Consider the following 25,672-nt stretch of genomic DNA (forward strand, 5'->3'; position numbering starts at 1 on the left):
GTGAATCAGGCTGCTGAGGATTTGAAGAATGCTCAGAAGGATTTGCATGATTCTGCTACTGTTGATAAGTCTCACTTGCAGTCGGAGGTTAGCGACGATGTTGCTTTCCGTGCTCGTGGATCGTATCTTGTTGCAGATGCTCCTCATAAGGATGCGTATAATGCGGCGCTTTCTGAGGCTCGTCGTGTGCTTGCTGATCCTAATGCAACTCAGGCTCAGGTGAATGCTGCTTTGTCTAAGCTTCGTGAGGCTAAGCGTAATATTCTTCAAGCTAATGGTTTGAGTGGTGACGAGTATGCTGGCGACGGCAACACTGGAACTGGTAACACTGGCGCTGGTAATACTGGTACGGTTCCTGGTTCTAGCGTTGTGCCTGGTACGGTTCCTGGCACGGTTCCTGGTTCTGGTGACTCTGGTTTCGGTTCTACTGGTACGAGTAACGCTGGTACGAGTAATACTGGCACGACTAACTCTGGTGTTGCTGGTAGTGGTCATGAGGGTGATTCTTCGCTTGGGTTTGGTGTGAATGATAATGCGCCTACTACTGTAGATAAGGGTGAGTTGAACCTTCAGATTCAGGGTGCTGAGTCTGATTCGCAGTCTGCAAACGCTGGTAATGCTGGTGTAAATTCCGGTAACGCTGGTGCTAACAACGCTGCGAACGCTGGTAATGCTGGTGCAAACGCTGGTAACGCTGGTGCTAACAACGCTGCAAACGCTGGTAACGCTGGTGCTAACAACGCTGCTGCTAACAATAACGCTGCTGTGACTGCTGCAGTTGAGAATAATCCTGCTGTAAAGCAGGCAGATGCTCAGGTTGCTGCGGCTCAGGCTGCTCTTGACTCTGCTTTGGCTGAGGCTAAGAAGGTTGCTGCTGATCATAATGCAACTCAGGCTCAGGTTGATGCTGCTAAGCGTAAGCTTGCGGATGCCCGTAAGAATCTTGCGGATGCTCAAGCTCATGCGGCTCAGGTTCGTGCTTCTGTGCGCGCTCAGGTGCTGAAGAGTGGTAAAGTTGCTCAGCTTAGTAATACTGGTAGCGCAGTGTCTGCGTTGAGTATGTTTGCTGCAACAATAGCTGCTGCTGGTGCTGCACTCTTCTTAGGTAAGCGTCGTGGCACTTCTCGTCACAACAACGAGTAAAATACTTGCAGCTGATCTGGTTATTGAGGATTAGCTAGATTTAGAGCTACTTAATGTTTGCTTAACCGCACTCAGTGAGTTTGTTCGGTACCTACTTTAATTAAAGTAATTAAAAGCGTGCCTCACTTTGCATCTTTCTTTACTCCGCAAAGTGAGGCATTTTATCATTTTAGTTTGCAATTACATGGAAAATAATCTTTGTTGATCATATCTCAATAGTTATATTGTTTACAATGGTGCCTATCGAAGCATTTAATCATTAAGTTTTTGAGTTGCTAAATCATTAAATTATTGAAACATTGACATCCAACGATTTGTATATATATGCATGTATGTGTATAATCTGTAAAAAATAAAAACAAAATCTTGCGAGTATGAATACAAATAAAAGGGTATAAAATATACTGCACAAACCACAATACAGGAGACTCTCATGCACAAGATTATTCAAAAGTGGAATAGCATTGACCTTATTTTGCGTATTGTTATAGGTCTTTTTCTCGGTGCTGCACTTGGCATTTTTGTGCCAGCCCACGTTTATGTGCTAGACCTTATTGGAAAGCTGTTTGTGAGCGCACTTAAATCCGTTGCGCCTATTTTGGTATTTTGCTTGGTGATTGGCGCGCTTGCAAAAGCGAAAAGTGTTGGCAATATGAAGCTCGTAATCGTGTTGTACGCATTTTCTACATTTACCGCAAGTTTGGTAGCAGTGTGTGCGGCTATGATTTTCCCTGTTGATTTCACATTTGCGCATGTTGAAGCAGCATCTTCGCCGTCGCCTCAAGGAATTGGTGAAGTTCTTAATTCCCTTGTACTAAATATAGTGGTTAATCCTGTAGATGCTCTTGCTAAGGGAAACTTTATTGGTATTCTCTTCTGGGCAATTGCATTCGGTGTGGCTCTTCGCTTGGCTGAACCTTCTACAAAAGCATTCTTTGATAACGTTTCGTCTGCTATTGGAAAAATCGTTCACTGGATTATTAACGCAGCGCCTTTCGGTATTATGGGCCTCGTTTATACAACGGTCGCAAGTAATGGTCTTCGTATTTTTAGCGAGTATGGTTCTGTTATTGCTTTGTTAGTGTGCACTATGGCTGTTGTTGCTTTGGTTATTAATCCAATTTTGGTTTTCGTTCTTACTGGCAAGAATCCATATCCTCTTATTTTTAGGACTTTGCGCGATTCGGGCGTTACGGCGTTCTTTATGCGTTCTTCCGCTGCGAACATTCCTGTAAACATGAATTTGTGCGAAAAACTTGGTTTTAACAAAGATAATTACTCAGTTTCTATATCGCTTGGCTCCACTATTAATATGAGCGGTGCTGCTATAACGATTTCTATTATGGCTTTGTGTGCAGCGCATACGCTCGGTATTTACGTTGATATTCCAACGGCTGTGATTCTTTCCGTGCTTTCTGCAGTTTCTGCTGCAGGTGCATCTGGTGTAGCAGGTGGTTCGCTTTTGCTTATACCTCTTGCGTGCTCGTCGTTTGGTATTTCAAACGATATCGCTATGCAAGTAGTTGCTATTGGTCTTATTATTGGCGTGATTCAGGATTCTTGCGAAACTGCACTTAACTCTTCCACGGATGTTCTCTTTACTGCGGTTGGCGAATATCGCATGTGGCAGCGTGCAGGTATTGCATTCAAAATGGGCAAGGATCACGAAACTGTGCAGCTTAAGAAGTAGCTTTTTCAGCTGTTGTTAAGTATTCTTGTTAGTGCGCGTTCTGACGTTCTTACGTTTACGAGCGCGCACTTTTGTTATATTCGGAGGTGTTGTCGTAAATGAATTTAACAGATGTGCAAATACGAGAGTATAAAAAATATAATGGCGAAGATATTTTAAGGTTGTATGATTCCGTTGGTTGGTCTTCGTACACAGATGATTTAGTTGCTTTGGAAAATGGTTTTAACAATTCGCTCAAGGTTTTAGCTGCGTATAAAGATGACGAACTAGTTGGCATTGTTAGGGCTGTTGGTGACGGGTATACGGTTGTTCTTATTCAGGATATTCTTGTTTTTCCTGAGTATCAACGTCAGGGGATAGGCTCTGCTTTGTTAAAGTCGATTGTGGATTGTTATCCTAATGTTCGTCAAATTCAATTGACTACGGATTGTACTGAAAAAACTATTGCTTTTTATAAATCTGCTGGTTTTATTGAGTTATCAGAAATCGAGTGCTGCGGTTTTATAAAAGACAGAGCATGATACAAGCGCATATATACGTATACGCTTTAATAACTATTAAGTGAGAATTTGCAGCGATTGTAGTTTTGACCGGTGAAGAAAATTGCCGTCAATGGCAATAATTTTCACTTCTATCGTATAACTGCAATAAAATCAAGCTGAAGAAGTTTATGAATAGCATACATCATTATGTGTGAATACATTGTCTCCACAAAGTTATAGCTTGTTGCTAAGCAAATCCAATAATATTGTGCTATGAAAATTATAGAAATTATTCATATATAGGGAGATTACACATGTTTCGATTAAAGAAAAGTATATTCTTTGCACTTTCAATTGCTTCAGCGGTTGCGATGCTTGCATCAGGCGTATCTACTGCAGAAGCAGTAAACGTATACGCTGATTCTACTAAGGAAACAGTAAACACAGACTGGCAGATTAAGGATGCTTCAATTGCTGCTAATGTTTTGCGGCACATTCGTCAAACCCGTTCGAAGCTATATGACGATCGCAGCGTATATTTTGAAGGAATGCCATTGCAGGATTATGTTACTAAAAAAGGATTGACCAAAGAGCAGTACGTTAATAACATTCAGTACGATCGTGCAAATGAGGAGGATGCGTACCGCAGAGCTAAAGAAACCCGTCAGCATGGAAAAATAGCGCATCTTGGTCCAGATGGTGTTAGCGAGCCAAATTACGTCGGTCGCAAAGCGTGGGGTGAGAATCTAGCTTGGGGATCTGATGCCGCTGGTTCAATGGAAGCTTGGACTTATAAGGAACTTTCCGCTTTGAAGAATAGTAAAGGACATTTCAACCTTAATTCTGGTCACTTATATCAGGTCCTTAATCCTGATAATATTTCCTTTGGCTACGGTCAAGTAGATGGTGGACCATACGGTGAAGTATCTGCTTTAACTCTTTCGCACTATCACGGTGACTCTGATTATCCTGGTGGCAAGATTGGCGCCGCTGAGTCTGGTGCTGATGAGTCTGATTCTGATGATTCCTTGCCTGAACTGGATTATTCAGGACTTTCTGATGCTGATGCATCGGATTCTGCTGATTATCTAAATTATGATGATGATTCTTCCTCTGACTTAGATTTTTCGGATTTTGCTGATATAGATTTTGCTGATTTTTCAGATATAGATTTTTCAGATTTTGCTGACTTCTCATCTGACTTGAACGCCGGTGATTCTACTGATTCCACTGATGGTTCCAAGGATTCCAAAGATACCAAAGATACTACTGATTCCAAGGGTTCTACTGGCGATTATTTAGATAACCTGCTAGCTTTGTGAATCTTTCTGTGGGAGATAATTACAAGCTAATCGCGAATCCAAAAGTGTAGCAAGCTTGAGTAAGTAAAAATCTACCCAAACGGAAGATGTGATTTACTAATTGTGCTCTGTGCTGAAGGTAATGATTCAGTGCAGAGCACAATTGTTTTTTATTATTAAGTTCCTTTTACTTGATTGTGTAGGATTGCGCATACTTCTGCATAAGTGCCATTATGCCTTCGGGAAGTGGTAGGTTGTGTTTGCAGGAATGCTGCGGTTTATCCATGCATTCGCTGCGATTATACTTCCGCTGCCGATTGTGGTTTCGCCGCCAAGAATCGTAGCATTTGCGTAAATTACTACGTTGTCGCCAATATTCGGGTGTCGCTTTCCGCCTTTTATAGGATTTCCGTCCTCATCTAGTGCAAAGCTTTTAGCGCCGAGCGTTACTCCTTGGTAAAGCTTAACATGCTCGCCGATTACGGTTGTTTCGCCAATTACAATGCCAGTTCCGTGATCGATGCAAAAATATGCGCCAATTTTTGCGCCTGGGTGAATGTCAATTCCAGTTTTTCTGTGTGCGTATTCGCTCATAAGTCTAGGAACTAGCGGTACGTTAAGTTCGTAGAGAGCGTGCGCTGTTCGGTGAATAAGCATTGCATAAAACCCGGGATATGCGAGCGTGACTTCTACTTTGCTCGTGCAAGCAGGATCACCTTCGTATATTGCTTGAATATCTGTTAAAAGTAGCTTTTTAATTGCAGGAAGCGTATTTATAAATTGATTGCAAGTTTCTCGAATTTTAGCTGCGTCGTTTGTGTAGCATTGAAGTTCGTGGAATATAATGCGTTCTATAGTGTCTAACGCGTTTGAAGTAACAGTATTCAAACTAGCGTTAGTATTCAAACTAGCGTTGAGTTGTGTATTATTGTTGCTTTCATTGCGCACATGCAACTCAGGTAAAAGTAACACCTGAGTCGCATGTATGAGCGTAATAATATTGCGGTAATTAGGTATGAATGTAGCTTGTCTTATATCTGAATCGTAAATTGAGTTGAGTTGATTTATAAGATCAAGGCGATCATTCATACATTTCTCCTATTATTCTCTTGCTTGTTTTATTTGAGTGTTAGAAAGTGCGCTTGTAAATCTACTAAAAACGCACTTTCAAAACATCATTTATTATTATCATTATTGCATAGCATTATTCCGCAAACAAAGGCGTTGACAAGTATCGATCTCCTGAATCTGGCAGTATTGCAACGATGGTTTTGCCAGCGTTTTCTTCTCTTTTTGCTTCCTGGATTGCTGCCCAAACTGCAGCTCCAGAAGAAATACCTACGAGCACACCTTCCTTTTTGCTTATAAGTTTGCCATTTTCGATTGCGTCTTCATTCGTTACGTGAACAATACGATCATAAATATTCTGGTTGAGGACGTCCGGTACGAATCCTGCGCCAATTCCTTGGATCTTGTGCGCTCCTGGCTTGCCACCTGCGAGCACAGGGGAGTCGGCTGGTTCTACTGCAATTACTTCAAGCTGCGGATTTTGTTCCTTTAAATATGTGCCAGTACCGGTGATTGTGCCGCCAGTTCCAACGCCAGCAATGAGCATATCCACATTTCCGTCAGTATCCTGCCAAATTTCTGGGCCGGTTGTGTTGTAGTGCGCGTGCACGTTTGCTTGGTTGGTAAACTGTCCCGGAGTCCACGCGTTTGGCGTGTTTTCAACGATTTCCTTAGCTTTGGCAATTGCGCCTTTCATTCCCTCTGCGGCAGGTGTGAGCACGAGTTCGGCGCCGTAGGCTTTCATAAGTTTTCGGCGTTCAATTGACATGCTTTCTGGCATGACGATAATGCTCTTGTATCCTTTTGTTTGCGCAATCATTGCAAGACCAATGCCAGTGTTTCCGGAAGTTGGTTCAACGATTACAGAGCCTTGCTTGAGTGTGCCTGCGGCTTCTGCTTCTTCAATCATCTGCTTTGCGATGCGGTCTTTTACAGATCCTGCTGGGTTAAAATATTCGAGTTTTACAAGGATTTTTGCTGCTAGATTGTACTCTTTTTCAATGTGTGTAAGCTCCAGAAGTGGAGTGTGGCCTACGAGTTCTTGCACGGACTTGTAGATGTTAGACATAATGTTTCCCCTTACTTATTTGTTTGTTTTGTTTAATTTGTTTTTGTTTAATTTGTTTTGTTTTTAATTTTTAAAAAATAATTTTATTAATAAAGCGACGGCTGTTTTATTAGTTGTTTCTAAAAATGCCATTATTCGTTTTAATATTTAATCCGTATCAAATTCTTTTTTAACGTGTTATATTCGAATTTTGGCATAAAAAAAGAAACAGCGCGCTGTTTCTTGAATCGTAATTTGCTGTGTTCTAACGTGAATGCTTTTAACACAGGCTAGATGTTATGCATACTTAGTGCTTGCAAACATCATTTCGATTAAGAAATGCGCAACAGCATACGTTACAACAACAATTTGTCATCATATTTGTATGATACATGTGCACTCCTTTACTCGTCGAAATGGTGATAAGTGAAGACTATAGCGAATGGATTTGTGTTTGTCAAACCTAGTCTGTGTTTGCTAGCCCTTGATATGTAATCCTTTTCTGTGATATGTATCCCTTTTTCTGGACACTGGTGCAGTATGCGTTCTGCGCGAAGGTCTGATTTTGCTTGTTTTTTGACACTGGTGCAGTATGCGTTCTGCGCGAGTGTTTCTGTTTGGCGTAAGTAGCCATTAAGTGCAAAATTGCAGAGATTGGCTGATTTGTGATTTTTGTGCGATAATGTGTGTGTTGGTACATAGGATTGAATGGCTTGTAGAATTAGTTGATTGTGTGACGGAGCTGATTGTATGACAGAATATGATTTGCCGATTTTAGAGTATGATTCCGATAAAAGCGCAGTTTTAATGCCAAATCACGATAATATTTCTGTTCAGCTTCCGTCTAAAGCGGTTTTTGCTTTCTTAGGAGATGAAATCGATCAGTATGCTTTAAGTAGAAAAGCTACGATTGTAGCAAATTTTGAATCTGCAACTAAAAAATATCCAATATATGTTTTGGAAGAAAAAGTAAAGAAAAAAGTAGGGGATAAGCTAGACGAGAATGCAGACGAAAAGTTAGACGAAAGTTCAGATGAAAAAGTAGAAGAAGAAACGCAAGAAATCTGCTTAGTGCAGGCTCCAGTTGGCGCTCCTGCTGCTGTTCAGATCTTAGATTGGCTGATTTCTTACGGTGTTAGAGAAGTTGTTAGTGCTGGCTCTTGCGGATCGCTAGTTGATTATGCGGAAAATGTTTTCCTGGTTCCGTATAAAGCTTTGAGGGATGAGGGGACTTCTTATCATTATTTGCCTCCAAGTCGTTATGTTGACGTTTCAGAGCGCTCGAGACGTGCTATTTTACAAACTTTGCAAGCGCACAATTTGCCTCATCATGAAGTTAAGACGTGGACTACGGATGGGTTTTTCCGTGAAACTAAGGGGAAAGTTGCTAGTCGTAAGCAAGAGGGATGCGCGGTTGTGGAGATGGAGTGTTCTGCTTTAGCGGCTTGTGCACAAATGCGTGGGATTGTTTGGGGTGAGATTCTTTACACTGCAGATACTTTGCACGATGTTGAAAATTACGATGAGCGCAATTGGGGTGGGGATTCTAAAGCGTATGCTCTTAAGCTTTGTATTGAAGCAGTGTTGCGCATTTGACACGTTTACACTGATATTACATTTTTGATTGCTGCTAAAGGCAAGGATTATCAGTGCGGCGAGAATGGTAATCATCTTTCTGGCGGCGAAAAACAGCGTATTGCTATTGCGCGAAGCTTGCTAAAAAAGTCCGAGATTCTGTTGGTTGATGAGGCAACGAGCGCGCTAGATAATGAGACGAGCGCGAACGTAACGCAATCTATCTTGGATTTGCAAGGAATCCTTCGACTAGTGGTAACTCACCGCTTGGATGCTAATTCACTTAAGCAATATGATGAGATTCTTGTGATGAAAAGCGGCGAGCTTATTGAGCGTGGAAACTTTGAGGAACTTATGGATCAGAAGGCTTACTTCTACTCGCTTTACACTGTGTCTATGTGAGGCTGTGGAGCTGGTTTTCTCTCAATGCGCTGTGCAACTTAGCGCAATAGATCCTGAGCCAGTGTCAGTAGCCAATCGCCCGCGAATTTGCAGCGATTGGCTACTTTTCAGCAATACGATTTGCTTTCGTGCTATATTTTAATGAATTATGCTGTTACTTGCAGTGCTTTCTTTTTTTTTAAAATTTTGCAGAATAAATTTTAGTCAAAATCTGTTTTTATTTAATGATTTTGTGTAGTTTAGATTGTATAGAGTTAGAGAAAAGGTAAAGATGGAACAGTTTAATCAGTATGGCTCGAATGACCAGAGTAACTATGACTCGAGTAATCAGAATCAGTCAACCACAAAGAGCATTAATGTAAATTCGAATGGCTACAACGTTGTGTATAACGATTCGCAAAATATGTCAAAAATGCCGAGTGATTTATAAGAGGGAGATGACATGAATGTAAAATATGGCAGCGTATTTACAAATCCGGAAGTTTTAAACAAACTTGCGCAAATAGAACAATCTCCCCAAATACAAGGAAAATTAAACGAGTTAAAAGAAGGTATAAAAAATAATTCTTTTGATTTCGCGCGCTTAATCCCATTGATACCAGTAGTAATGGTTTTTGGTGCTTTATATAACTACTTTCCAAATATTGATTACTCACGTTACAAATATTATTTGCTAATAGTAGTTGTTTTTGTTGTTTGCTTTGCAGGTAAGTTTTTTGTAAATAATAAGGTTGATGTAGGTACGTTATATTCTGATAATGTTTTAACGCCGATTTTTAATGTGATTCTGCCAGGAACGGTAATAAAAAATTCCGAAGGAATTGACAGCAGCATTTTTGATAATCTTCTGCCAATATCTAGTATTTATTATTCAAGTCGCCACATAATTTTTCGCGATGAATTCAAAACTGAATTTTCAAACATGCAAGCAATGCACACTTCTAGAAGTGAAAGTGGAAAAACTGTCAAAAAAACGGATTTTATTGGGCAAGTCTTATTAATAAACTCAAAAACCAATATAAATGGTCACATTAGAATCGTTCCTGTTACTGGAAAGAACTTTATGGGACAAAAATTAAATGGATACTATGGTAGAAAAACAAAAGAGGAGAGCGAAGTCCAAACAGAATCCATTGAATTTAACAACTCGTATTCAATCTTTTCTACAGACGATTTTTATACAAAACTGGTATTAGATCCAAGTTTTATAGAAGCATTGAATAATTTGCAAAAAAGAATGAGAGTTTGCTTATACCTAGATAGTGATCGTATTGTTGCGGCTTTTGACTCTGGTCGGTATATATTAGGCGCTCCAGGAAAATCTGGAATAGAAAACCTATCTTTAACAAGAGAATATGCAAGATTTAGAGATGTTTTGGCTGAGTATTACGAAATAATTAACGTAATTAGAGAGAAATTACAAAAGTAGAAAAAGACTAGAACTAAAGGTGACATTATGGGAGACATTATGAGTGATATTATGGGAGACCTTATTGACAGGGACACTATGTTAATAGTTGTTGCAATAGTGGTTGTAGCGCTTGTTGCTTGGTTTATAGGCACGTTAAATAGGCTAAGAAAATATAGGGTGATTATAGAAGAGTCGCAGAAAAACGTTGATATTGCGCTCGCTAAAAGATACGATACGATTTGCCAAATGCTTAAAGTTGCGCAGTCGTTTGCAAAATATGAAAAAACGACATTAGTGGATTTGGTGAGTTTAAGAGAAGGATTGGGTTCTGCGGATTCTAGTTCGGTAATCAAAAATCAGAATCATGCAATAGGGAAGATTTATGCTTTGGCGGAATCTTACCCGGAATTAAAATCTTCTGAACAATTTTTAAACTTGCAAGAAGAAATAAACGACGAAAACGAGCAATTGGCTGCGGCAAAAAGAATCGTAAATAGTAATATCAGTACTCTTAATCAGGAAGTTGTTACATTCCCAGTGTCGCTTATTGCAAGCTTAAGCGGGATAAAGCAGATGGATTTTCTTAGTGAGGATGATTTAAACGATAAGAAGAATATTGATAGCATACTGAGCTAGTGAAAATGTTTATCTAGTGAAAATGTTTAGCTAGACGGTATATCTAATGTAGCCAATCGCCCGCGAATTTGCAGCGATTGGCTACTTTGCGGTTTGGTTGATTTGGGCAGGTGAAGAAAATTGCCGTAAATGGCAAAAATCTTCACCGGTGTTTATTGGATGCGTATCTCGATAGTAGGTATATACCAAAATAACAGGCTAGTATTCCAACAACTTTAATTACAATATGTCAACCCAGTTTTGTCTAGCATGAAGTATTCTATGTACCATAACCGTTTTATTCTCTTCGCAAATTTTATAGAAGATTACATATTTTTTAACGAAACATCTTCTGAAGTTTTTGCTACTCAGGTAATCATCGTTCACCAATCGGTATCGATAAGGCATTGTAGATAGGCTTGAAACAGTGGCTTCTACGTTATCGAGGAATTCGGATGCTGTAATTGGGGAGTCTAGATTGTGCGCAATGTAATGGACTATGTCTTGTAAATCTTTGTGGTAACTTTGCGAAACAAGAATTGAGTATTTTGGGTTACTTTGCGCTATTGTTTAGTTCTTCTCTTAAGTTTCGCAGTGATTCTTCAAAAGATAATGTGCGATTGTTGTTAAAATCAGACTCGCTTTGAGAGAGTGAACTATACAGCCCGTATTTGCCTATGAGCTTGTTGAATAAGTCGATGCTCATTACGGCTAAGTCTCCGCGACCGTTTTTTGTAATGAAAACTGGCTCTTTTGTTTCGTGGCAGAATGTTGATATCTCGTTGTAGTTATTGCGTAAATCTGTGCTTGACTTAATAGTTGGCATCGTGCGAGTCCTTTGAGATGATTGTTATTATTTTTTTTGAATTAGCTTATCTGGTTTTGCTTTATGTACATAAATAAAATATTAAATTAGTATAATGCAATCTAAAGATATTATATTATTATTTCTTTAGATTATTGACTTTGATTGTTTGATTTCCATAATTCTAGTAGCCAATCGTTGCAGATTTGCAGTGATTGGCTACTTTGTGGTTTGGCTACTTGTGATTGATTGTTGTTTAAAATAAACGCCAGTGAGTTTATTTCAACTCGACTGGCGTTTATTAATTATTTGCGCTATCCGCTAGTTACATTTGTTACCCACCGTTTTTTCAGAAATAATCTGCTAAATAAACTGTGATATTACAATGCCAGCAACCATAAGCGGAATGTTGAAAATAAGGAATGTCGGAACGCAAGTATCCCAAATATGACTGTGCTGTCCGTCCGCATTTAAGCCAGCAGTAGGCCCGAGTGTGGTGTCGGAAGCAGGGGAGCCTGCGTCGCCAAGAGCTGCAGCAGAAGACATAAGAAGAATCGTTGCAGGAGTGCTAAAACCAATACTCTGGCATAGAGGCACGAACAAAACCGCAAGAATAGGAACCGTACCAAACGAAGTACCAATGCCCATAGTTACCAGCAAGCCAATAATCGTAATCACAAACGCAGCAATAATTTTGTTCTGCCCCATGGCTGCAACGCCAAAGTGTACAAGCTCCTCAACGCCACCTGTCGCTTGAATAACGTTAGCGTAGCCGCCTGCAATAAGCATTACGAAAGCAATAAGACCCATGAGCTTCACGCCACCGGTAAGCTGCTTGTCGATGTCGTTCCATTTTATTGCGCCAAAAATAATCATCGTTGCAAGACCTGCAAGAGAAGAAAGCGAAAGATCCTTACTTATTACCTGCACTATTACAACAATAATAATTGCAAGAATAGTTACGTAATGTGCTTTAGTAAGAGGGCCAACAACAGCGTCCGCGGCACGAGTATCAGCTTCGGTGGTTTCGTATTTGCGAGGTTTGCGATAGAGCACAAATACGGCAAATAGCAAAGCTGCTAGCATTGCAGCGCCCAAGTACCAGTTCACAGCGCTTACGTCCGATACGGTAACTTTCATGCCGTTTTTAGAAAGATTAGTAGCGATAACAGTCTGGAAAATAAGACCGAAGCCAAATGGGATGGCAATATATGGCACTTCAAGGCCGAAAGCAGTACAGCAGGCGGCCGCTCGACGGTCCAACTTGAGCTTATTCATAATCGACAGAATAGGCGGAATAAGAATAGGAATATAAGCAATGTGAACCGGCACAATATTTTGCGACATGCACGCAATTACTGTTAACACTGCAAGCAGAATAAATTTATTGGTACCAATAATCTTGCTTATTTTTTTAGAAATAATCTGGGCTAAGCCAGTAGCGGTAATAGCCTCAGCAAAAGTACCAAGCAAAATGTATGCGAGTGCAGTTTGTGCGTTTGTGGAGAAACCGTCGCAAAGCAACGCCATAATAGTGTGATTTCCGTCTCCAAAAAGAGGAAGATGGCCTGCAATACCGCCCGCAACGCAGGCTACAATCATAGCAAGCAGAACATTAAGTTTTGCGAGACTGAGCGCACATAACACTACGACTGACACGATAACTGGGTTGAATACGATGTGTAGTATTTGCAAACCTAGCATGCTTCTTCACCTCTTTTTAGCTAATTGAGAATCGAATTGTAACTTTTGAACTCAGTATAATCTGATTAAAAGTTGTCAATTACAGCAAATATAACACGAAAAAGCAGATAATATCCATCTCAACGAATAAACAGTCTAAATATGTAGTTTCGTTGCCCGTATCTGTTTTTGCTGTACATACGACAAATGTGACATTTTGTCTGTTTTGGCTTGTTTTTACTGATAAAACATAAACAAATGAACAAAAAGTTCAAAAATAAGTTCATATTTGTTCGTCTTAGTGGGTATACTAGGTATCGTGAGAAAAAGAAATTAAAGACTATGTTAGCCTCATTGATCTGCTCTGTTTAAGTCAAGTGACTCGGCATGTAGATTGCTGCAAAATATAGCGATAGAGCTGTAAAAGTAAAAATTGGGCATAATCAAGAGTCAAAAACAAAAACAAACAACCAAAACTAAAAATTTAATAACTCATAAACAGTAAGGAGGAATGCCTGACGCACGAAATAAACGCGAAAAGCGTAAGTAAATAACGCTACGTTTGCTTTATTTAATCGTAGGCGTCATACAAATAAATTATGCAAGAGGAACAGACACTTATAGAAGCGAAAGAATTAGGGTTACAAAAATTAAGAAAATCACCATTTGGGGACGTGTCGCTTAGCGTTAAACCGCACCAAATCGTCGCAATATCAGGCGAACATGGCTCGGGAAAATCAGCCTTACTGCTCGCATTATCTGGTTATATGAAATTCACGAGCGGAACACTTACTATAGTCGACGCTAGTCTTCCACATGATCTTCGTAAATCAAGGCAGTATGTTGGTTTGGGATTATTTAACGGAATTAACGAATTCTACAAAACGCAAACCATAGAAGAAGTTTTGATGAGCGAGCTAAAACTCGCATCATCTTCGCCACTATTTCGAGAACAGTATAAAAATGATGTAAAAAATCGCGAAGCATTGCGCCAATATGCGTACAATCTTCTTGCGCAATGGAAAGTATCATCGCCGCGCGAAACAGCTATAGGAGATTTAACACCATGCGAGCGCATGCGTTTGGCAATTGCTCTGGCCTTACTAAAGCGACCATGGCTGCTGTTTGTTGACGGAATCGAAGCGGAACTTACTAGTGAACAAAGTGATAGCTTGTTTGCGGATATTCGTGAATATGTTAATAAACACTACTGCTCATGCTTAGTTGGAGTTTTACAAAGCGAACTAGGAAAACGAGCAGATCAAGTAGTGCACATGGTTCCAAATCATCGGTATGACGCTGATAAAAACCAACTTAGTGAGCATAAAGAAAATGGGGATGGTAACAATGCGCGTTAACACTATTGCTCTTGCATTTCGTGAGCTTAATAACGCTATGAAAGGAAAAGCGCGAAAGCTTGTTATTGGAACCGTAGCTTTGATACCGCTCCTATACGGCTCGCTGTATTTATGGGCGTTTACAAATCCGTACAAAACGCTAAACACTGTGCCAGTGGCTGTGGTTGTTGAAGACAATGGCGCTATGATTAACGGCAAAATGCGCAACATTGGAAACGAAATCAAAACTCGTTTAAAGAATCAAAAAGACGGTAGTGAAGGTTTCCAATGGAATTTTGTAAATAGTGCTGAAGCGAATAAGGGTCTTAAAAATGGCAACTATTTTATGGTAGCAACCATTCCAGCTTCCTTCAGTAAGTGCATTGCTTCGGCGCAATACGAAACTCCTACCAAAGCAAAACTGCATGTAAAGTACAATCAAGCAAGCAATATGCTCGCCTCTCAGATCGGGAAAACTGCCTTCCGCACAATGCGAAGTGAAATCAGTGAAGCAATTGCGGAAGAATACTGGGAACACATGTTTGCGAAAGTAAATGCTGCGTCGGATTCGCTTGGTGCAGCTGCAAACGGTGCTGGAGCATTGCATGAAGGTTCAAAGTCTTTGCAAGGCGGAATCGATAAGCTAGCAAACGGATCTAATCAACTTTCGCAGTCACTACGAAAATTGCAAGGTGGATTAGGCGAGTTGCAACAAGGTGCGAATACGCTTACACAAGCCAATGTTCGCAGTAAAGAAGGAGCGAAATACTTAGCGCAAAAAACGCAAGATTTAGCAAATGGAGCTCAGCAATTAAGCGAAGGAACGCAAAGGCTATCGGCGGCAACAAACGAATTCTATGAAGGAGCTCAAAAGCTTGCAGCTTCCAGCAACGAATTAGAAGAACATGTGAAAGCTGGTAATGCGGAAACTAAAACGCAAATTGCCGGTCTTCTTATGCAAGCACAAAACCCAGCAGTAACAAAGGAAGATGTGCTCGCTAATTTGCAAAGCTTGGCAGAAGGATTAGGAGAAAATTCTAATCTTTTGGAAACAAATCTTTCCGCTCTAAGCGCTGGAGCAGACAAGCTTTCTGCAGGAAGTTTGCAAATAAAAGGCGGTGCTGAAGCAATATCCCAAGGTGTTGAAAACATTAATACTGGTTCAAGTAAGCTGTCTGCTGGAGCAAGCAATCTCGCTAACGGACTTGTACAGGTAAGTAATGGTAGTGAAAATCTTAATAACGGAATTACCAGAGCAGCTCAAGGTTCGGCGAAAATAGTAAACGGATCTGATCAGCTTAATTCTGGTGCTAAGAAGCTATCTGATAACACTCCAAAGCTTGTTGAAGGCGCTAAGAAATTGCATGACGGGCTTAAGGATGCTCAAAAGTCTGGAAAAATCGACAATATTGTGCAAAAAAGTAAGATGATGAGTGCGCCGGTTGCTCTGCAAGAGCACGAGTATTCGCACGTTGAAAACTACGGAACAGGTTTCGCACCTTACTTTATTTCCATCGGCCTTTGGGTTGGCGCTCTTATGGCAACGTTTGTTTTGAGAGTTATGGATAGGCGAGCGTTGCTTAACGGCATGAATCCGCTTAAAAGTACGCTTATAAGTCTTACGCCTTTTGTAATCATGGGTGTAGTGCAATCCGTTATTTTGCTAGGCGTAGTTCACGTCGTCCTAGGGTTGCAAATCGACAATATACCTGCGTTCTACGCGTTGGGAATTATTGCAGGAATATCATTCATGGCAATAATGCAGATGATTATGACAGCTTTCCACATACCTGGCAGAATCGTTGCCATTATTCTGCTCATGTTGCAAATAACTAGCTCCGCGGGAACGTTCCCTGTAGAAATGACGCCAACATTCTTCAGAACTGTACACCCGTATCTGCCAATGACATACTCAATTATGGCGTTGCGCCAAGCTATGGCAGGTAAGAATAATGGAGAAATAGTTTCAGGCATTGGAATGCTTGTGCTTTTCGGCGTGATTGCGATTGCGATAACGAGCATAATAGCGTACAAGAAGCGTACTGTTACTATGTTTGATTTGCATCCAGTAATTACATTGGAGGCATGAGAATACGACAATGAGTAGGGAGTAATTACTGTGATTGCTGAAGTTACTGAAGCTACTGAGGTTACTGAGACTACCATAATATAAAAATTGCAACCGAGTGCTGCTCGAATTTGTACCCAAGTTAAGTATGACTACTTATGATATTGTTCATACTAGCGTAGTTGTTCAGCTAGGTGTACGAGCAGTGCTCGGTTGTGCATAACTATACGACTATATGTGAACCGTAACTTATGGCGTAACTGGTATGGCTAACGCAACTATGCGCAATTATATTAAGCTACCTAAGGGCTTATATGAATTACAGAGGGAAAGGACGTGTCAATGGCTGCACGATTTACCGACGAATTAAAAAATGAGAATATCGAAACATGGGATGCTGCTATTCATCATCGTTTTGTTAACGAGTTAGTTGAGGGCACTATTCCTGATGCTGTATTAGCTGGATATTTAATTCAAGACTACCGATTTTTAGATAGTTTCTTGGCTCTGCTTGGTGCTGCAGTTACGACAGCAGACACACTTGATTCTCGTCTCGTGTTTTCGAAATATATTGGTGAGGTAGCGGGAGATGAGAATACGTATTTCGTGGATGCGTTTGACGAATTTAATACTCCTGAATCTTTCCGCAATAAAATTCCAGACACTGAAGCAACTAGCGAATTTAAAAAAATGTTTTTAGACGCGGCTCACAGTGGACATTATGCTGCCGTGCTAGCCGTGTTAAACGTTACGGAATGGATATATCTTACGTGGGCATCAAACGCTGAAGGTAAGCGTCCTGAACGCAAGGTTCATTACCAGTGGATCGACCTGCATGATTATGAAGGATTCCACAAGTTTGTAGGGTTCTTGCGTGATGAGTTGGATCGTATTGGTCCTAAGGATGCTGATATTGCTCGAGAATATTTTGCTCGTGCAGTAAAGCTGGAGCGCATGTTCTTCGATAATTCGTATGAGACTCCTGCGGAAATCTAACGGATTGTAATATAGCGAAGTAAGCAAGCTGTGAGAATAAAAATAGACCCTACAAGATTTGTAGGGTCTATTTTTGAGAAGATGAGAAACTTTCTTAAATAAGAGAAAACTTCACTATTAATTATATGTTAGAACGTAGACATATAGATTTCTTCAACAGCGTCTTCGCTTATTGGCATATAAGAATGTTTCAAAAGACGTTGCTGCTCCTCAACTACGGACGCAGCCCAGCTTTGAATCATATCCTCGCTCATGCCATATTCGTGAAGCCTATGCTTAGGAAGAATCGTGTTAATAACTTCGTCAAGCTTGTTTAGTACGTCTGATTTCTGGCATTCTAGAATATTTGCCATGAAGTCAAAAAGCTTAGAAAGCTTAGTGTTTTCAGCGCTACCATTATTTTCAGCATCGTGCTTAGCATAGTATCGCAAAACGCTTGTAAGAAGCGCAGCATTCGTCTCGCCGTGAGCCACATGGAAAGTGCCACCAAGTGGATAAGCCATTGCGTGTACGCAACCGCAACCAGCGTTACCAAACGCAATACCAGCGTAAAGACTTGCCGAAACCAAGTCGCTCACAACCTGACTTTTCGCACTGCTACCTTCCTTCACAACTCGCATATAACTTTGCAAAATAAGCCCACAAGCTTTGTAACTAAACATTTTTGTAAGCTCAGTTGCAATAGGAGAAAGTGCGGACTCGATTGAGTGCGTAAGAGCGTCAATAGAGCTGGTTGCAAAAACGTAATCCGGCAGGCTCTTCAGCAATTCTGGAATAAGAACAGCATCCGTAGCGTAGCAAGCATCGTTTGCCAAACCCTTCTTAGTGTTGCGCTTAGTGAGCGAGAACACGGCGACGTTTGTAACCTCAGAGCCAGTGCCGCAAGTAGTTGGAACAAGAATAAGATCCGCGCCTTTTTCTGCAGGAATCTTACCGTCAACCAAATCCTCAAGCGGACTTGTTTGCTTCAACGCGCAAACCTTAGAAATATCCAAAACTGTGCCGCCGCCAATGCCAATCACGCGCTTTGGAGTAGTGTGAATGTCGCTAACAATCGCGTCAACCATTGCGTCGCTCGGCTCGCCTTTGCCGTATTTCTCTTGGAAAATCACGTCGCAATCAAGATTCAAATCGCCAAAATAAGGCTCCCAAATGTACTGGTTAGTAATAACCAAATCGCCCTTGCCAAGCTTAAATTCTTGCGCAAAGTCGCGTGCGTGCTCGAACTTATGAATAGTTGGTTTAATAGAAAGCTGCTTCATCCTAGACTCCTTTGTTTTAATCTGCATGTCTTACGCTAATATGCGCGTTGTGTGCGCGCTTTTGTGCGCGGATGATTAAAAAACCAAGCAACTGCTCCATTATAGAACAGATTGCTTGGTTTAATAAATGCGATCTAGCTTAGACGATTTCAGCAATTAACTAATCAGCAGGTACTGATCAGCTGATATGAATCAGCTGAAATTAATCACCCCTTCAACAAAGCTGTGTAAGCAGCCATCGTAATGTAATTGTATGGCTGGTTGAAATGAGGCATGAAGAAGATGTCACACAAAGCAAGCTCCTTAATCGTAACCTTCTTCTGAATAGCCAGCGAGAACAGGTGAATTGCGGCAGACATATCGTAGTTAGAAGCCAACTGGCAACCAACAATAACCTTCGTATCTTTCTTGTAAACAATACGAATCTTCACCTTTGGATTCTCAACTTCCATAAACGCAGGCTTTTGAGTATCCTCAAAATCAACGTAATCAACGTCCATGCCCTCTTTTTGAGCGGCAGACAAGCTCAAGCCGGTGCAAACAAGCTTGTAGTCGTAAATCATCATTGCGCTAGAACCCTGCACGCCCTCAGTTTCTACAGGAGTTCCGCAAACGTTGTGACCTGCAATCAAGCCGCTTCGAACGGCGTTAGTGGCGAGTGCAATGTAGTTTACACGGTCTCGAGCGTTGTCGTAGATTGTAGCGCAGTCGCCGATTGCGTACACGTCTGGGTCGGAAGTTTGCTGCTTCTTGTCAACGAGGAAAGCGCCGTTAGCATACTGCTTTAAATGATCCTTGCCAAGCGCAACGTTTGGGTGGAAGCCAATAGCGCAAATCACCATGTCTGCATCGTAAGTGCCTTTGCTGGTCTTAACAGCCTTAACTTCAGTGTCTCCAACAATCTCCTCAACAGCTTGACCAAGCTCAAACTTAATGCCCTTATCTTCCATAATTTGCTTCAAATTGTTAGAAAACTCTGGGTCGAAGTAGCCGTTAAGAATATGATCTTCCATGTCAATAAGAGTTACGTTCTTGCCAAGACGCTCGAAGGCTTCAGCAAGTTCGACGCCAATGTAGCCTCCACCAAGAACCACGACGTTACGGAAATTGCGCTCTTGCAGTTTAGCAATAACAGTTTGCGCATTCTGGAAAAGCTTTACCATTTGCACGTTTTCCAAGTCAATGCCCTTAATGCGAGGCTTGTTTGGAAGGCTGCCGGTAGCGAGAACCAGCTTGTCGTAAGAATCGTGAATAACGGTGCCGTCTTTAAGCTCTACTGTTACTTCTTTCTTTGCGTAATCAATGTCTAAAACTTTACTTTCAAGATTTACTTTAGCGCCTTTTTTAACGAAATCTTCTGGCTTTTGGTAGAACAGTCCGTCGCTGCTTTGAATCTGCTTACCAATCCACAAAGCCATACCGCAGCCAAGGAAAGAAATATTACTATTCTGATCGTAGATAGTAAGTTCGTTGCCTGGGTAACTCAAAATGGTGTTAGCGCAGGCAGTGCCGGCATGGTTGGCGCCAATCTGAATGATCTTCGTCATCGGTAATCTCTTTTCGTCGTTGAATCTAGTTTAATTTTGTTTATTTCTGTTGAAATTATGGTATGTGCTGTGTTAACTACTTTGTTTAATTTACGCCGCAGCGTGGTGCACATCTAGCGCACAATCTTATTACATGAATGTAAGTCTTACCAATACTGTGTTGAGGTGTGTTGCTTCTGATTGTTGCGCAAGTTGCTATTGTCTAATCTTTGATGTTATTTGATGTTATTTGATGTTATCTACTGTTATTTACTGTTATTTACTGTTCTTTTATTTACTGTGAAAAATGAATTATGTAGTAGAATCGTGAGGGTTGGATACTGGCATATTCTGATACGTACAGTTTTGTGATGAGTTTTGATAAATGCGAGCTACATGAAGGGGTATTGTGATGCGTATTTTGATTACTGGTTTTACGCCGTTTAATAATGAGTCTATAAATCCGTCGTGGGAAATTGCACAATCAGTGCATGCGCCTGAGGGCGTGGAACTTGTTCGTTTGCAGATTCCTACGGAATTTAACAAAGGTGCGAAAAAAGTTATTGAGAAAATAGAGGAAGTTCAGCCTCATGCCGTGCTTTCATTAGGACAATTTGGTGGTTCTGCTTGTTTTAACGTTGAGTATGTTGGCATTAATTGTAGGGCTGCGCGCATACCAGATAATAGCGGGTATAAGCCTTGGTATGAGCCTGTTGTGCAAGATGGTGACGTGGCGTATAAAGCGACTTTGCCAGTTGTGAACATAGTTGAGGCTTTGAATAAGGCAAAATTGCCGGCGTCTGTGTCTTTTTCTGCTGGCGCGTACGTGTGCAATGATGTGCTTTACAGTGTTTGTCATTATTGCCAGACTAAAAAATTGCCGTTTAAGAGCGGTTTCATTCACGTTCCGTATTTGCCTGAGCAAGTTCTTGATAAGCCGAGTATGAGTTCTATGAGTTTAGCTGATATGCTTCGCGGTATTGAAGTTGCGCTGCAAGTAATTGCTAGAGATTGTTAATAACTACAAGTAATGACTAATGAATAGTGTGAAATTTTGGGGAATAGCCCGAAATTTTATTTTCTACGCTCGCTCAAGCACGCGCTCAATAGCGTTATTTTGCGAAAGAAGATATACGCAATACTGGTTCATGCTTATGCCTTCGGCTTGAGATTGCTCAGCCAATTGCCTATGTAATTCCTTTGGAAGACGCAGTTTGAACTGACCAGAATAGTCATTCAGTTCATGGTAAGACGGCTCTTTTATGTTGATTTTGCTTTCAAGAGCTGTTTCAAGCCAAGCCTTTTTAGCATCCTGCGCGCTTGCTGCTGCTTCCTGTTCGGAGTCTCCAGAACTTATGCACCCTGGCAAATCGGGGTAGTAGGACACAAATCCGCCTTCATCTGGATCCTTTACAATCTCCAGCTTATAGGGTAGTGACATGTAGTAGCTGAGTGTTTTATTTGTTAGTGTTTTTACCATATCCAATTTCCTACTTTCCTACTTTTACTGTTTTTCTTCTTCGTCTGCTGCTTCTACTACAGCTTTCACCATTTCTACGTATATCTTTTTTATTGGTTCATGTTTTGGAATTGTTATCGGGTTTGCGTGTTCTTTGCGAAAAGTATAATGGCTACTTCCGCTTCGTGGATTGCACATTTCATATCCGTAGGATTCCAATACTTTTCTCAATTCATCAAATCGCATATCTTTGGATAGGCTAAGTATTCGCTTAAGTAATTTGTCCCATTGTGACATTTAACTCCCCAGTAAAATAGCGTATTTGATGCGTTTATAAAAGTATAAGTGGTGTTACATGTGGTGTCAATGGTTGATTGTACTACAATTTGGCAAATTGTATAAAATGATCAAAACCACCACTTATGTTGAAGGTGTGGTATAAAAGTCTTATGTTTTCTAAACGCGCTGTTACCATTTTTGCGGCTGCTGTCGTAACTGCTTTAGCGCTAGGTACGTTGAGTGCTTGCGAACCGCAGGGTAAAGCTGTGGGAGCTACTGGTCGCGCTGGGGACATAATTCACGATGGTGTGGATATTAACGACATTCATGTGCTTGTAGTTGGTTCTCGTTCTGCAGCGCTTGACACAGAGCTTATGGAACAATGTAAAATGTCAAAATTGAGCGCTTCTTACGTTTCAATATCCAATATTGTTAATCCTAACGAAGCTTCTCAGCAGGCTATTCGCGCGGCAAGTGAACAGCCGGTTTCGATAATACTTATTAACGAACTAGACGTAACAAGTATTGACGAGCCTTATGATTCTAATAATCAACCAAATAAAAAAGAGAATAACAAGCTCAATAAGATTGCGCGCAATAAACAAAACGAAAGCAAAGCATGGATTTCCGCATTACAATACGCGCGCTACGCTGGAGTGCCGGTGGCCTTAATTAATCCTGTAAACGCGCCTAAAAACGCAACTTTATACGCTGCAACATTGCGAATTGGAGATATTTCGAATGGTTTAGCGTCTAACAATCCTGCGTCTAACAATACCGCGCCAAATAATACCGCAATTAAGCGCGCGTCTTTGCTCAGCATTGTTCGCGCAATAATCGACAATACGCCACACAGTAGGGAAGTGATTATAAATGGTAAGTAGCAAGCAAAACGCAATGGTATCTACAGTGGACGGCAAAAATAACGCTGTTGCGGCGCTTCCTGAAGTAGAAATTTCTGGATTGAGCGACGAAGAAGTTGCGGAGGCGGTTTCTCGCGGAGACGTGAATATTACTTCTAAGCAGACTTCTCGCTCTTTAATGGATATTGTGCGCGCGAACGTGTTTACATTGTTTAACGCGATTATTTTCACAGCAATGGTGGTCGTGCTTGCCACGGGTTCATGGAAAGATGCTGTTTTTGGCGTGGTAATTCTAGTAAATACTGGAATTGGCATCGTGACTGAATTAAAAGCAAAGCGCACTTTGGATAGGCTTTCTATATTGATTGCTGCTCGCGCAATGGTGCGTAGAGGTGGAGAAAATATTGAGATTGCGCACAAAGATATTGTGCTTGGTGATGTCTTGTGGCTTAGAGCTGGCGAGCAGGTGCCGGCAGACGTAGAAGTGTTGGAATCGTGGGGATTGGAAATGGACGAGTCCATGCTTACGGGCGAGTCTGCTACAGTTCGAAAAGCCCAAGGTGACGACGTTTATTCTGGATCTACTGCAGTTTCTGGAATGGCTTTAACGCGTGTTACTGCCGTAGGTGAGCACAGTTACGCCGCAAAATTAGCAGCGCAAGCGAAGGTTTATACCAAAACAATTTCCGACTTAAGCCGTGGAATTAATACGATTTTGAAGTATATGACGATGGTTGTGGTGCCTTTATGCGTACTGCTTGTGTGGTCGCAAATGCATAAGGTTGGCGGATTTGTTGAGGCTTGGCAGACTGGTGCTTGGAGAGGAGCTGTTGTTTCTGCTGTTGCAGGCGTTGTTGGTATGATTCCAGAAGGATTGGTTCTTCTTACTTCGCTTAATTTTGCGGTGGCTGCTATGCGACTTGCGCGTAAGCAAACGTTAGTTCAGGAGCTGGAATCTGTAGAAACTTTAGCGCGTGTGGACTGCTTGAATTTGGACAAAACTGGTACTATAACCGACGGTGGTATTGCGTTTGTTGGCGTAGAAAATCTAGATAATAGTAGTACTGAAATATCTTTACAGACCAACTTGCAGACCAACTTGCAGACCAACTTACAAACTAACTTACAAACTAACTTACAAACCAAGCAAGCTTTATTTGATTTATCAAACGAAGAAAATCCAAACGCAACAGGCGTTGCAATTATGCAAGGGCTTGGCGCTCAAGGAGTTGCAGCTAGCGCGCATGTAAATAATCGTCTTCCGTTCTCGTCTGCCAGAAAATGGAGTGCTGTGCAATATGCGCAAAGCAGTGGAGAATATAAAACTTGGTATATGGGTGCTCCGGAAGTATTGCTAAGCGCGATTAATTATGCAAATACTAATGAAATTTTAGAGAAAGTTAATTCTTATGCGGAGCTTGGTGAGCGCGTGCTGCTTCTTGCAAAAGTAAGTAGCGTTTCAGAAATAAATAAAACTTTCGGTGACACACCTACTATTTGCGCCGCTGCTCAGCCTGTTGCTTTAGTCCGCTGCTCTGAGCGTATTCGTGGCGATGCTCGCAAAACACTCGAATGGTTCCGTGAGCAGGGTGTGCGTTGCCGTGTAATTTCGGGAGATAATCCTACAACTGTTGCGGCTGTTGCTGCAAAAGTTGGATTAACAGGAGATCGCAAGCCTGTTGCAATGGATGCTCGGAAATTGCCAGAAGATATTGACGAATTAGCTAAAGTGCTTGAAAACGTGGACGTACTTGGGCGCGTGCTCCCTCATCAAAAGAAGGCAATTGTTCAGGCGCTTCACGCTCAGGGTCATGTGGTTGCTATGACTGGTGACGGTGTGAACGATACTTTAGCTCTTAAAGAGGCTGATTTGGGCGTTGCTATGGGCAATGCTGCTCCTGCTGCAAAAGCTGTAGCTCAAGTGGTTCTTGTTGATTCGCGCTTCTCACATTTGCCAGATGTTGTGGCTCGTGGTAGGCAAGTGATGGCAAATATGGAACGAGTTGCAGGATTGTTCCTTGTAAAAACTGTGTATTCTGCGCTTATTTCTGCAGGAGTCGTGCTTCTAGCGCTTCACTTCCCGTATTTGCCTCGTCACATTACTTATATTGGTTCTTTAACCATTGGTATTCCAGCATTTTTGCTTGCTCTTGCGCCTAATACTCGTCGATACATTCCAGGCTTCTTGCAGCGTGTGGTTCGTTTTGCTGTTCCTAGTGGACTTGCTATAGCAGTTTCCGTGCTTGCGACTGCTGTTATAGCTCCTCGCGTTTTGGGACTTAATCTCGACAAATCTGCAGATGACAGTGTAACGGTATCGCGTTTTATTGTTGCAAACGTGCAAGCTTTAGCAGCCACTCGCAGTATTTGCTCGGTAATAGTATTCGTGCTCGGCATACTTGTGCTTGCAAGCGTTGCCAAGCCGTTGCGCTCGTGGCGAGGAATTATGGTTGCGCTATTTGCTGCAGCTGGCGTTGCTGGAGCTTTTATACCGTTTACTGCAAAGTTCTTCGAACTCCACGTGCCTACTGCTGGAAGTGCGTTTACTGTAATGCTGGTAGCCGCTATTTTAGCTGTAATATTGTGGCTTGTGTGCGTGAGTTTAGCCAAATTATTGTTTCAGCGACGTCAAAAGTGAAGAATTTAACATGATTTCAAT

The 25,672-nt window shown here is 41.4% G+C and carries 21 protein-coding genes and 2 pseudogenes; 14 read left to right on the forward strand and 9 right to left on the reverse strand.

The window, feature by feature from the left end; all coding sequences use genetic code 11:
• The 4 genes and pseudogenes from AXE77_RS00005 to AXE77_RS00020 all read left to right on the forward strand — a co-directional run.
• A pseudogene (locus tag AXE77_RS00005) lies at positions 1-1,143 on the forward strand (pentapeptide repeat-containing protein); the annotation flags it as partial.
• 433 nt (positions 1,144-1,576) lie between these two features.
• A complete protein-coding gene (sstT, locus tag AXE77_RS00010; protein ID WP_116711551.1) occupies positions 1,577-2,833 on the forward strand; it encodes a serine/threonine transporter SstT in 1,257 nt (418 codons plus the stop codon).
• A gap of 98 nt (positions 2,834-2,931) precedes the next feature.
• Positions 2,932-3,354, forward strand: coding sequence for a GNAT family N-acetyltransferase (locus AXE77_RS00015; RefSeq protein ID WP_116711552.1), 423 nt, complete (start codon positions 2,932-2,934; stop codon positions 3,352-3,354).
• A 275-nt stretch (positions 3,355-3,629) separates the two neighbouring features.
• Complete coding sequence (locus AXE77_RS00020; RefSeq protein ID WP_116711553.1) at positions 3,630-4,637, forward strand: CAP domain-containing protein; 1,008 nt, start codon at positions 3,630-3,632, stop codon at positions 4,635-4,637.
• Positions 4,638-4,847: 210 nt separating this feature from the next.
• On the opposite strand, the gene epsC is transcribed toward AXE77_RS00020, so the two are convergent.
• A complete protein-coding gene (gene epsC / locus AXE77_RS00025; protein WP_116711554.1) occupies positions 4,848-5,705 on the reverse strand; it encodes a serine O-acetyltransferase EpsC in 858 nt (285 codons plus the stop codon).
• Between the two features lie 115 nt (positions 5,706-5,820).
• Positions 5,821-6,753, reverse strand: a complete 933-nt coding sequence (cysK, locus tag AXE77_RS00030) for a cysteine synthase A (RefSeq protein WP_116711555.1) — start codon at positions 6,751-6,753, stop codon at positions 5,821-5,823.
• Between the two features lie 729 nt (positions 6,754-7,482).
• On the opposite strand from cysK, the gene AXE77_RS00035 reads away from it, so the two are divergent.
• The 4 genes and pseudogenes from AXE77_RS00035 to AXE77_RS00050 all read left to right on the forward strand — a co-directional run bounded on the left by AXE77_RS00035 (position 7,483) and on the right by AXE77_RS00050 (position 10,756).
• Positions 7,483-8,328 carry a nucleoside phosphorylase gene (locus AXE77_RS00035; RefSeq protein ID WP_116711556.1) on the forward strand — a complete coding sequence of 282 codons (846 nt, stop codon included), beginning with the start codon at positions 7,483-7,485 and terminating at the stop codon, positions 8,326-8,328.
• Positions 8,329-8,352: 24 nt separating this feature from the next.
• Positions 8,353-8,709 (forward strand): annotated as a pseudogene (locus tag AXE77_RS00040) (ATP-binding cassette domain-containing protein); the annotation flags it as partial.
• A 442-nt stretch (positions 8,710-9,151) separates the two neighbouring features.
• Complete coding sequence (locus AXE77_RS00045; RefSeq protein ID WP_116711557.1) at positions 9,152-10,138, forward strand: DUF3137 domain-containing protein; 987 nt, start codon at positions 9,152-9,154, stop codon at positions 10,136-10,138.
• Positions 10,139-10,177: 39 nt separating this feature from the next.
• Positions 10,178-10,756 (forward strand): LemA family protein, encoded by a 579-nt coding sequence (locus AXE77_RS00050; protein ID WP_116712020.1) that lies wholly within the window; start codon positions 10,178-10,180, stop codon positions 10,754-10,756.
• Positions 10,757-10,975: 219 nt separating this feature from the next.
• Here the strand turns inward: AXE77_RS00050 and AXE77_RS00055 are convergent, their stop codons facing one another.
• The 3 genes from AXE77_RS00055 to AXE77_RS00065 all read right to left on the reverse strand — a co-directional run bounded on the left by AXE77_RS00055 (position 10,976) and on the right by AXE77_RS00065 (position 13,244).
• Positions 10,976-11,302: a type II toxin-antitoxin system mRNA interferase toxin, RelE/StbE family gene (locus AXE77_RS00055; RefSeq protein WP_116711558.1), complete on the reverse strand. Its 327-nt coding sequence runs from the start codon at positions 11,300-11,302 to the stop codon at positions 10,976-10,978.
• Positions 11,289-11,561, reverse strand: a complete 273-nt coding sequence (locus AXE77_RS00060) for a type II toxin-antitoxin system Phd/YefM family antitoxin (RefSeq protein ID WP_116711559.1) — start codon at positions 11,559-11,561, stop codon at positions 11,289-11,291. The genes AXE77_RS00055 and AXE77_RS00060 overlap by 14 nt, the downstream gene beginning before the upstream one ends.
• Before the next feature lie 342 nt (positions 11,562-11,903).
• Positions 11,904-13,244, reverse strand: coding sequence for a Na+/H+ antiporter family protein (locus tag AXE77_RS00065; RefSeq protein ID WP_165846004.1), 1,341 nt, complete (start codon positions 13,242-13,244; stop codon positions 11,904-11,906).
• A gap of 578 nt (positions 13,245-13,822) precedes the next feature.
• On the opposite strand from AXE77_RS00065, the gene AXE77_RS00070 reads away from it, so the two are divergent.
• The 3 genes from AXE77_RS00070 (at position 13,823) to AXE77_RS00080 (ending at position 17,624) form a co-directional block, all read left to right on the forward strand.
• Entirely contained in the window at positions 13,823-14,581 is a 759-nt protein-coding gene (locus AXE77_RS00070; protein ID WP_116711560.1) for an ATP-binding cassette domain-containing protein, read from the forward strand.
• Complete coding sequence (locus AXE77_RS00075) at positions 14,571-16,649, forward strand: YhgE/Pip domain-containing protein (protein ID WP_165846005.1); 2,079 nt, start codon at positions 14,571-14,573, stop codon at positions 16,647-16,649. The genes AXE77_RS00070 and AXE77_RS00075 overlap by 11 nt, the downstream gene beginning before the upstream one ends.
• 321 nt (positions 16,650-16,970) lie before the next feature.
• The gene (locus AXE77_RS00080; RefSeq protein ID WP_116711562.1) at positions 16,971-17,624 is read left to right on the forward strand and encodes a TenA family protein; all 654 of its coding nucleotides are present in this window, start codon (positions 16,971-16,973) and stop codon (positions 17,622-17,624) included.
• A 128-nt stretch (positions 17,625-17,752) separates the two neighbouring features.
• On the opposite strand, the gene AXE77_RS00085 is transcribed toward AXE77_RS00080, so the two are convergent.
• A complete protein-coding gene (locus tag AXE77_RS00085; protein ID WP_116711563.1) occupies positions 17,753-18,886 on the reverse strand; it encodes a 4-hydroxybutyrate dehydrogenase in 1,134 nt (377 codons plus the stop codon).
• Between the two features lie 206 nt (positions 18,887-19,092).
• The gene (gene nox / locus AXE77_RS00090; RefSeq protein ID WP_116711564.1) at positions 19,093-20,433 is read right to left on the reverse strand and encodes a H2O-forming NADH oxidase; all 1,341 of its coding nucleotides are present in this window, start codon (positions 20,431-20,433) and stop codon (positions 19,093-19,095) included.
• Positions 20,434-20,824: 391 nt separating this feature from the next.
• On the opposite strand from nox, the gene AXE77_RS00095 reads away from it, so the two are divergent.
• Entirely contained in the window at positions 20,825-21,430 is a 606-nt protein-coding gene (locus AXE77_RS00095; protein ID WP_116711565.1) for a pyroglutamyl-peptidase I, read from the forward strand.
• A gap of 63 nt (positions 21,431-21,493) precedes the next feature.
• Here the strand turns inward: AXE77_RS00095 and AXE77_RS00100 are convergent, their stop codons facing one another.
• On the reverse strand, positions 21,494-21,892 hold the full coding sequence (locus tag AXE77_RS00100; RefSeq protein WP_116711566.1) for a toxin-antitoxin system HicB family antitoxin: 399 nt from the start codon (positions 21,890-21,892) through the stop codon (positions 21,494-21,496).
• Between the two features lie 24 nt (positions 21,893-21,916).
• The gene (locus tag AXE77_RS00105) at positions 21,917-22,168 is read right to left on the reverse strand and encodes a type II toxin-antitoxin system HicA family toxin (protein WP_116711567.1); all 252 of its coding nucleotides are present in this window, start codon (positions 22,166-22,168) and stop codon (positions 21,917-21,919) included.
• A 152-nt stretch (positions 22,169-22,320) separates the two neighbouring features.
• Here AXE77_RS00105 and AXE77_RS00110 point away from each other — a divergent pair, with 152 nt between their 5' ends.
• Both AXE77_RS00110 and AXE77_RS00115 read left to right on the forward strand, forming a co-directional pair.
• Positions 22,321-23,034, forward strand: coding sequence for a hypothetical protein (locus AXE77_RS00110; protein WP_205727501.1), 714 nt, complete (start codon positions 22,321-22,323; stop codon positions 23,032-23,034).
• A complete protein-coding gene (locus AXE77_RS00115; protein ID WP_116711569.1) occupies positions 23,024-25,651 on the forward strand; it encodes an HAD-IC family P-type ATPase in 2,628 nt (875 codons plus the stop codon). The genes AXE77_RS00110 and AXE77_RS00115 overlap by 11 nt, the downstream gene beginning before the upstream one ends.
• Positions 25,652-25,672: the final 21 nt, after the last annotated feature.

The organism is Gardnerella massiliensis (assembly GCF_003408845.1).
Classification (GTDB): Bacteria; Actinomycetota; Actinomycetes; order Actinomycetales; family Bifidobacteriaceae; genus Bifidobacterium; species Bifidobacterium vaginale_H.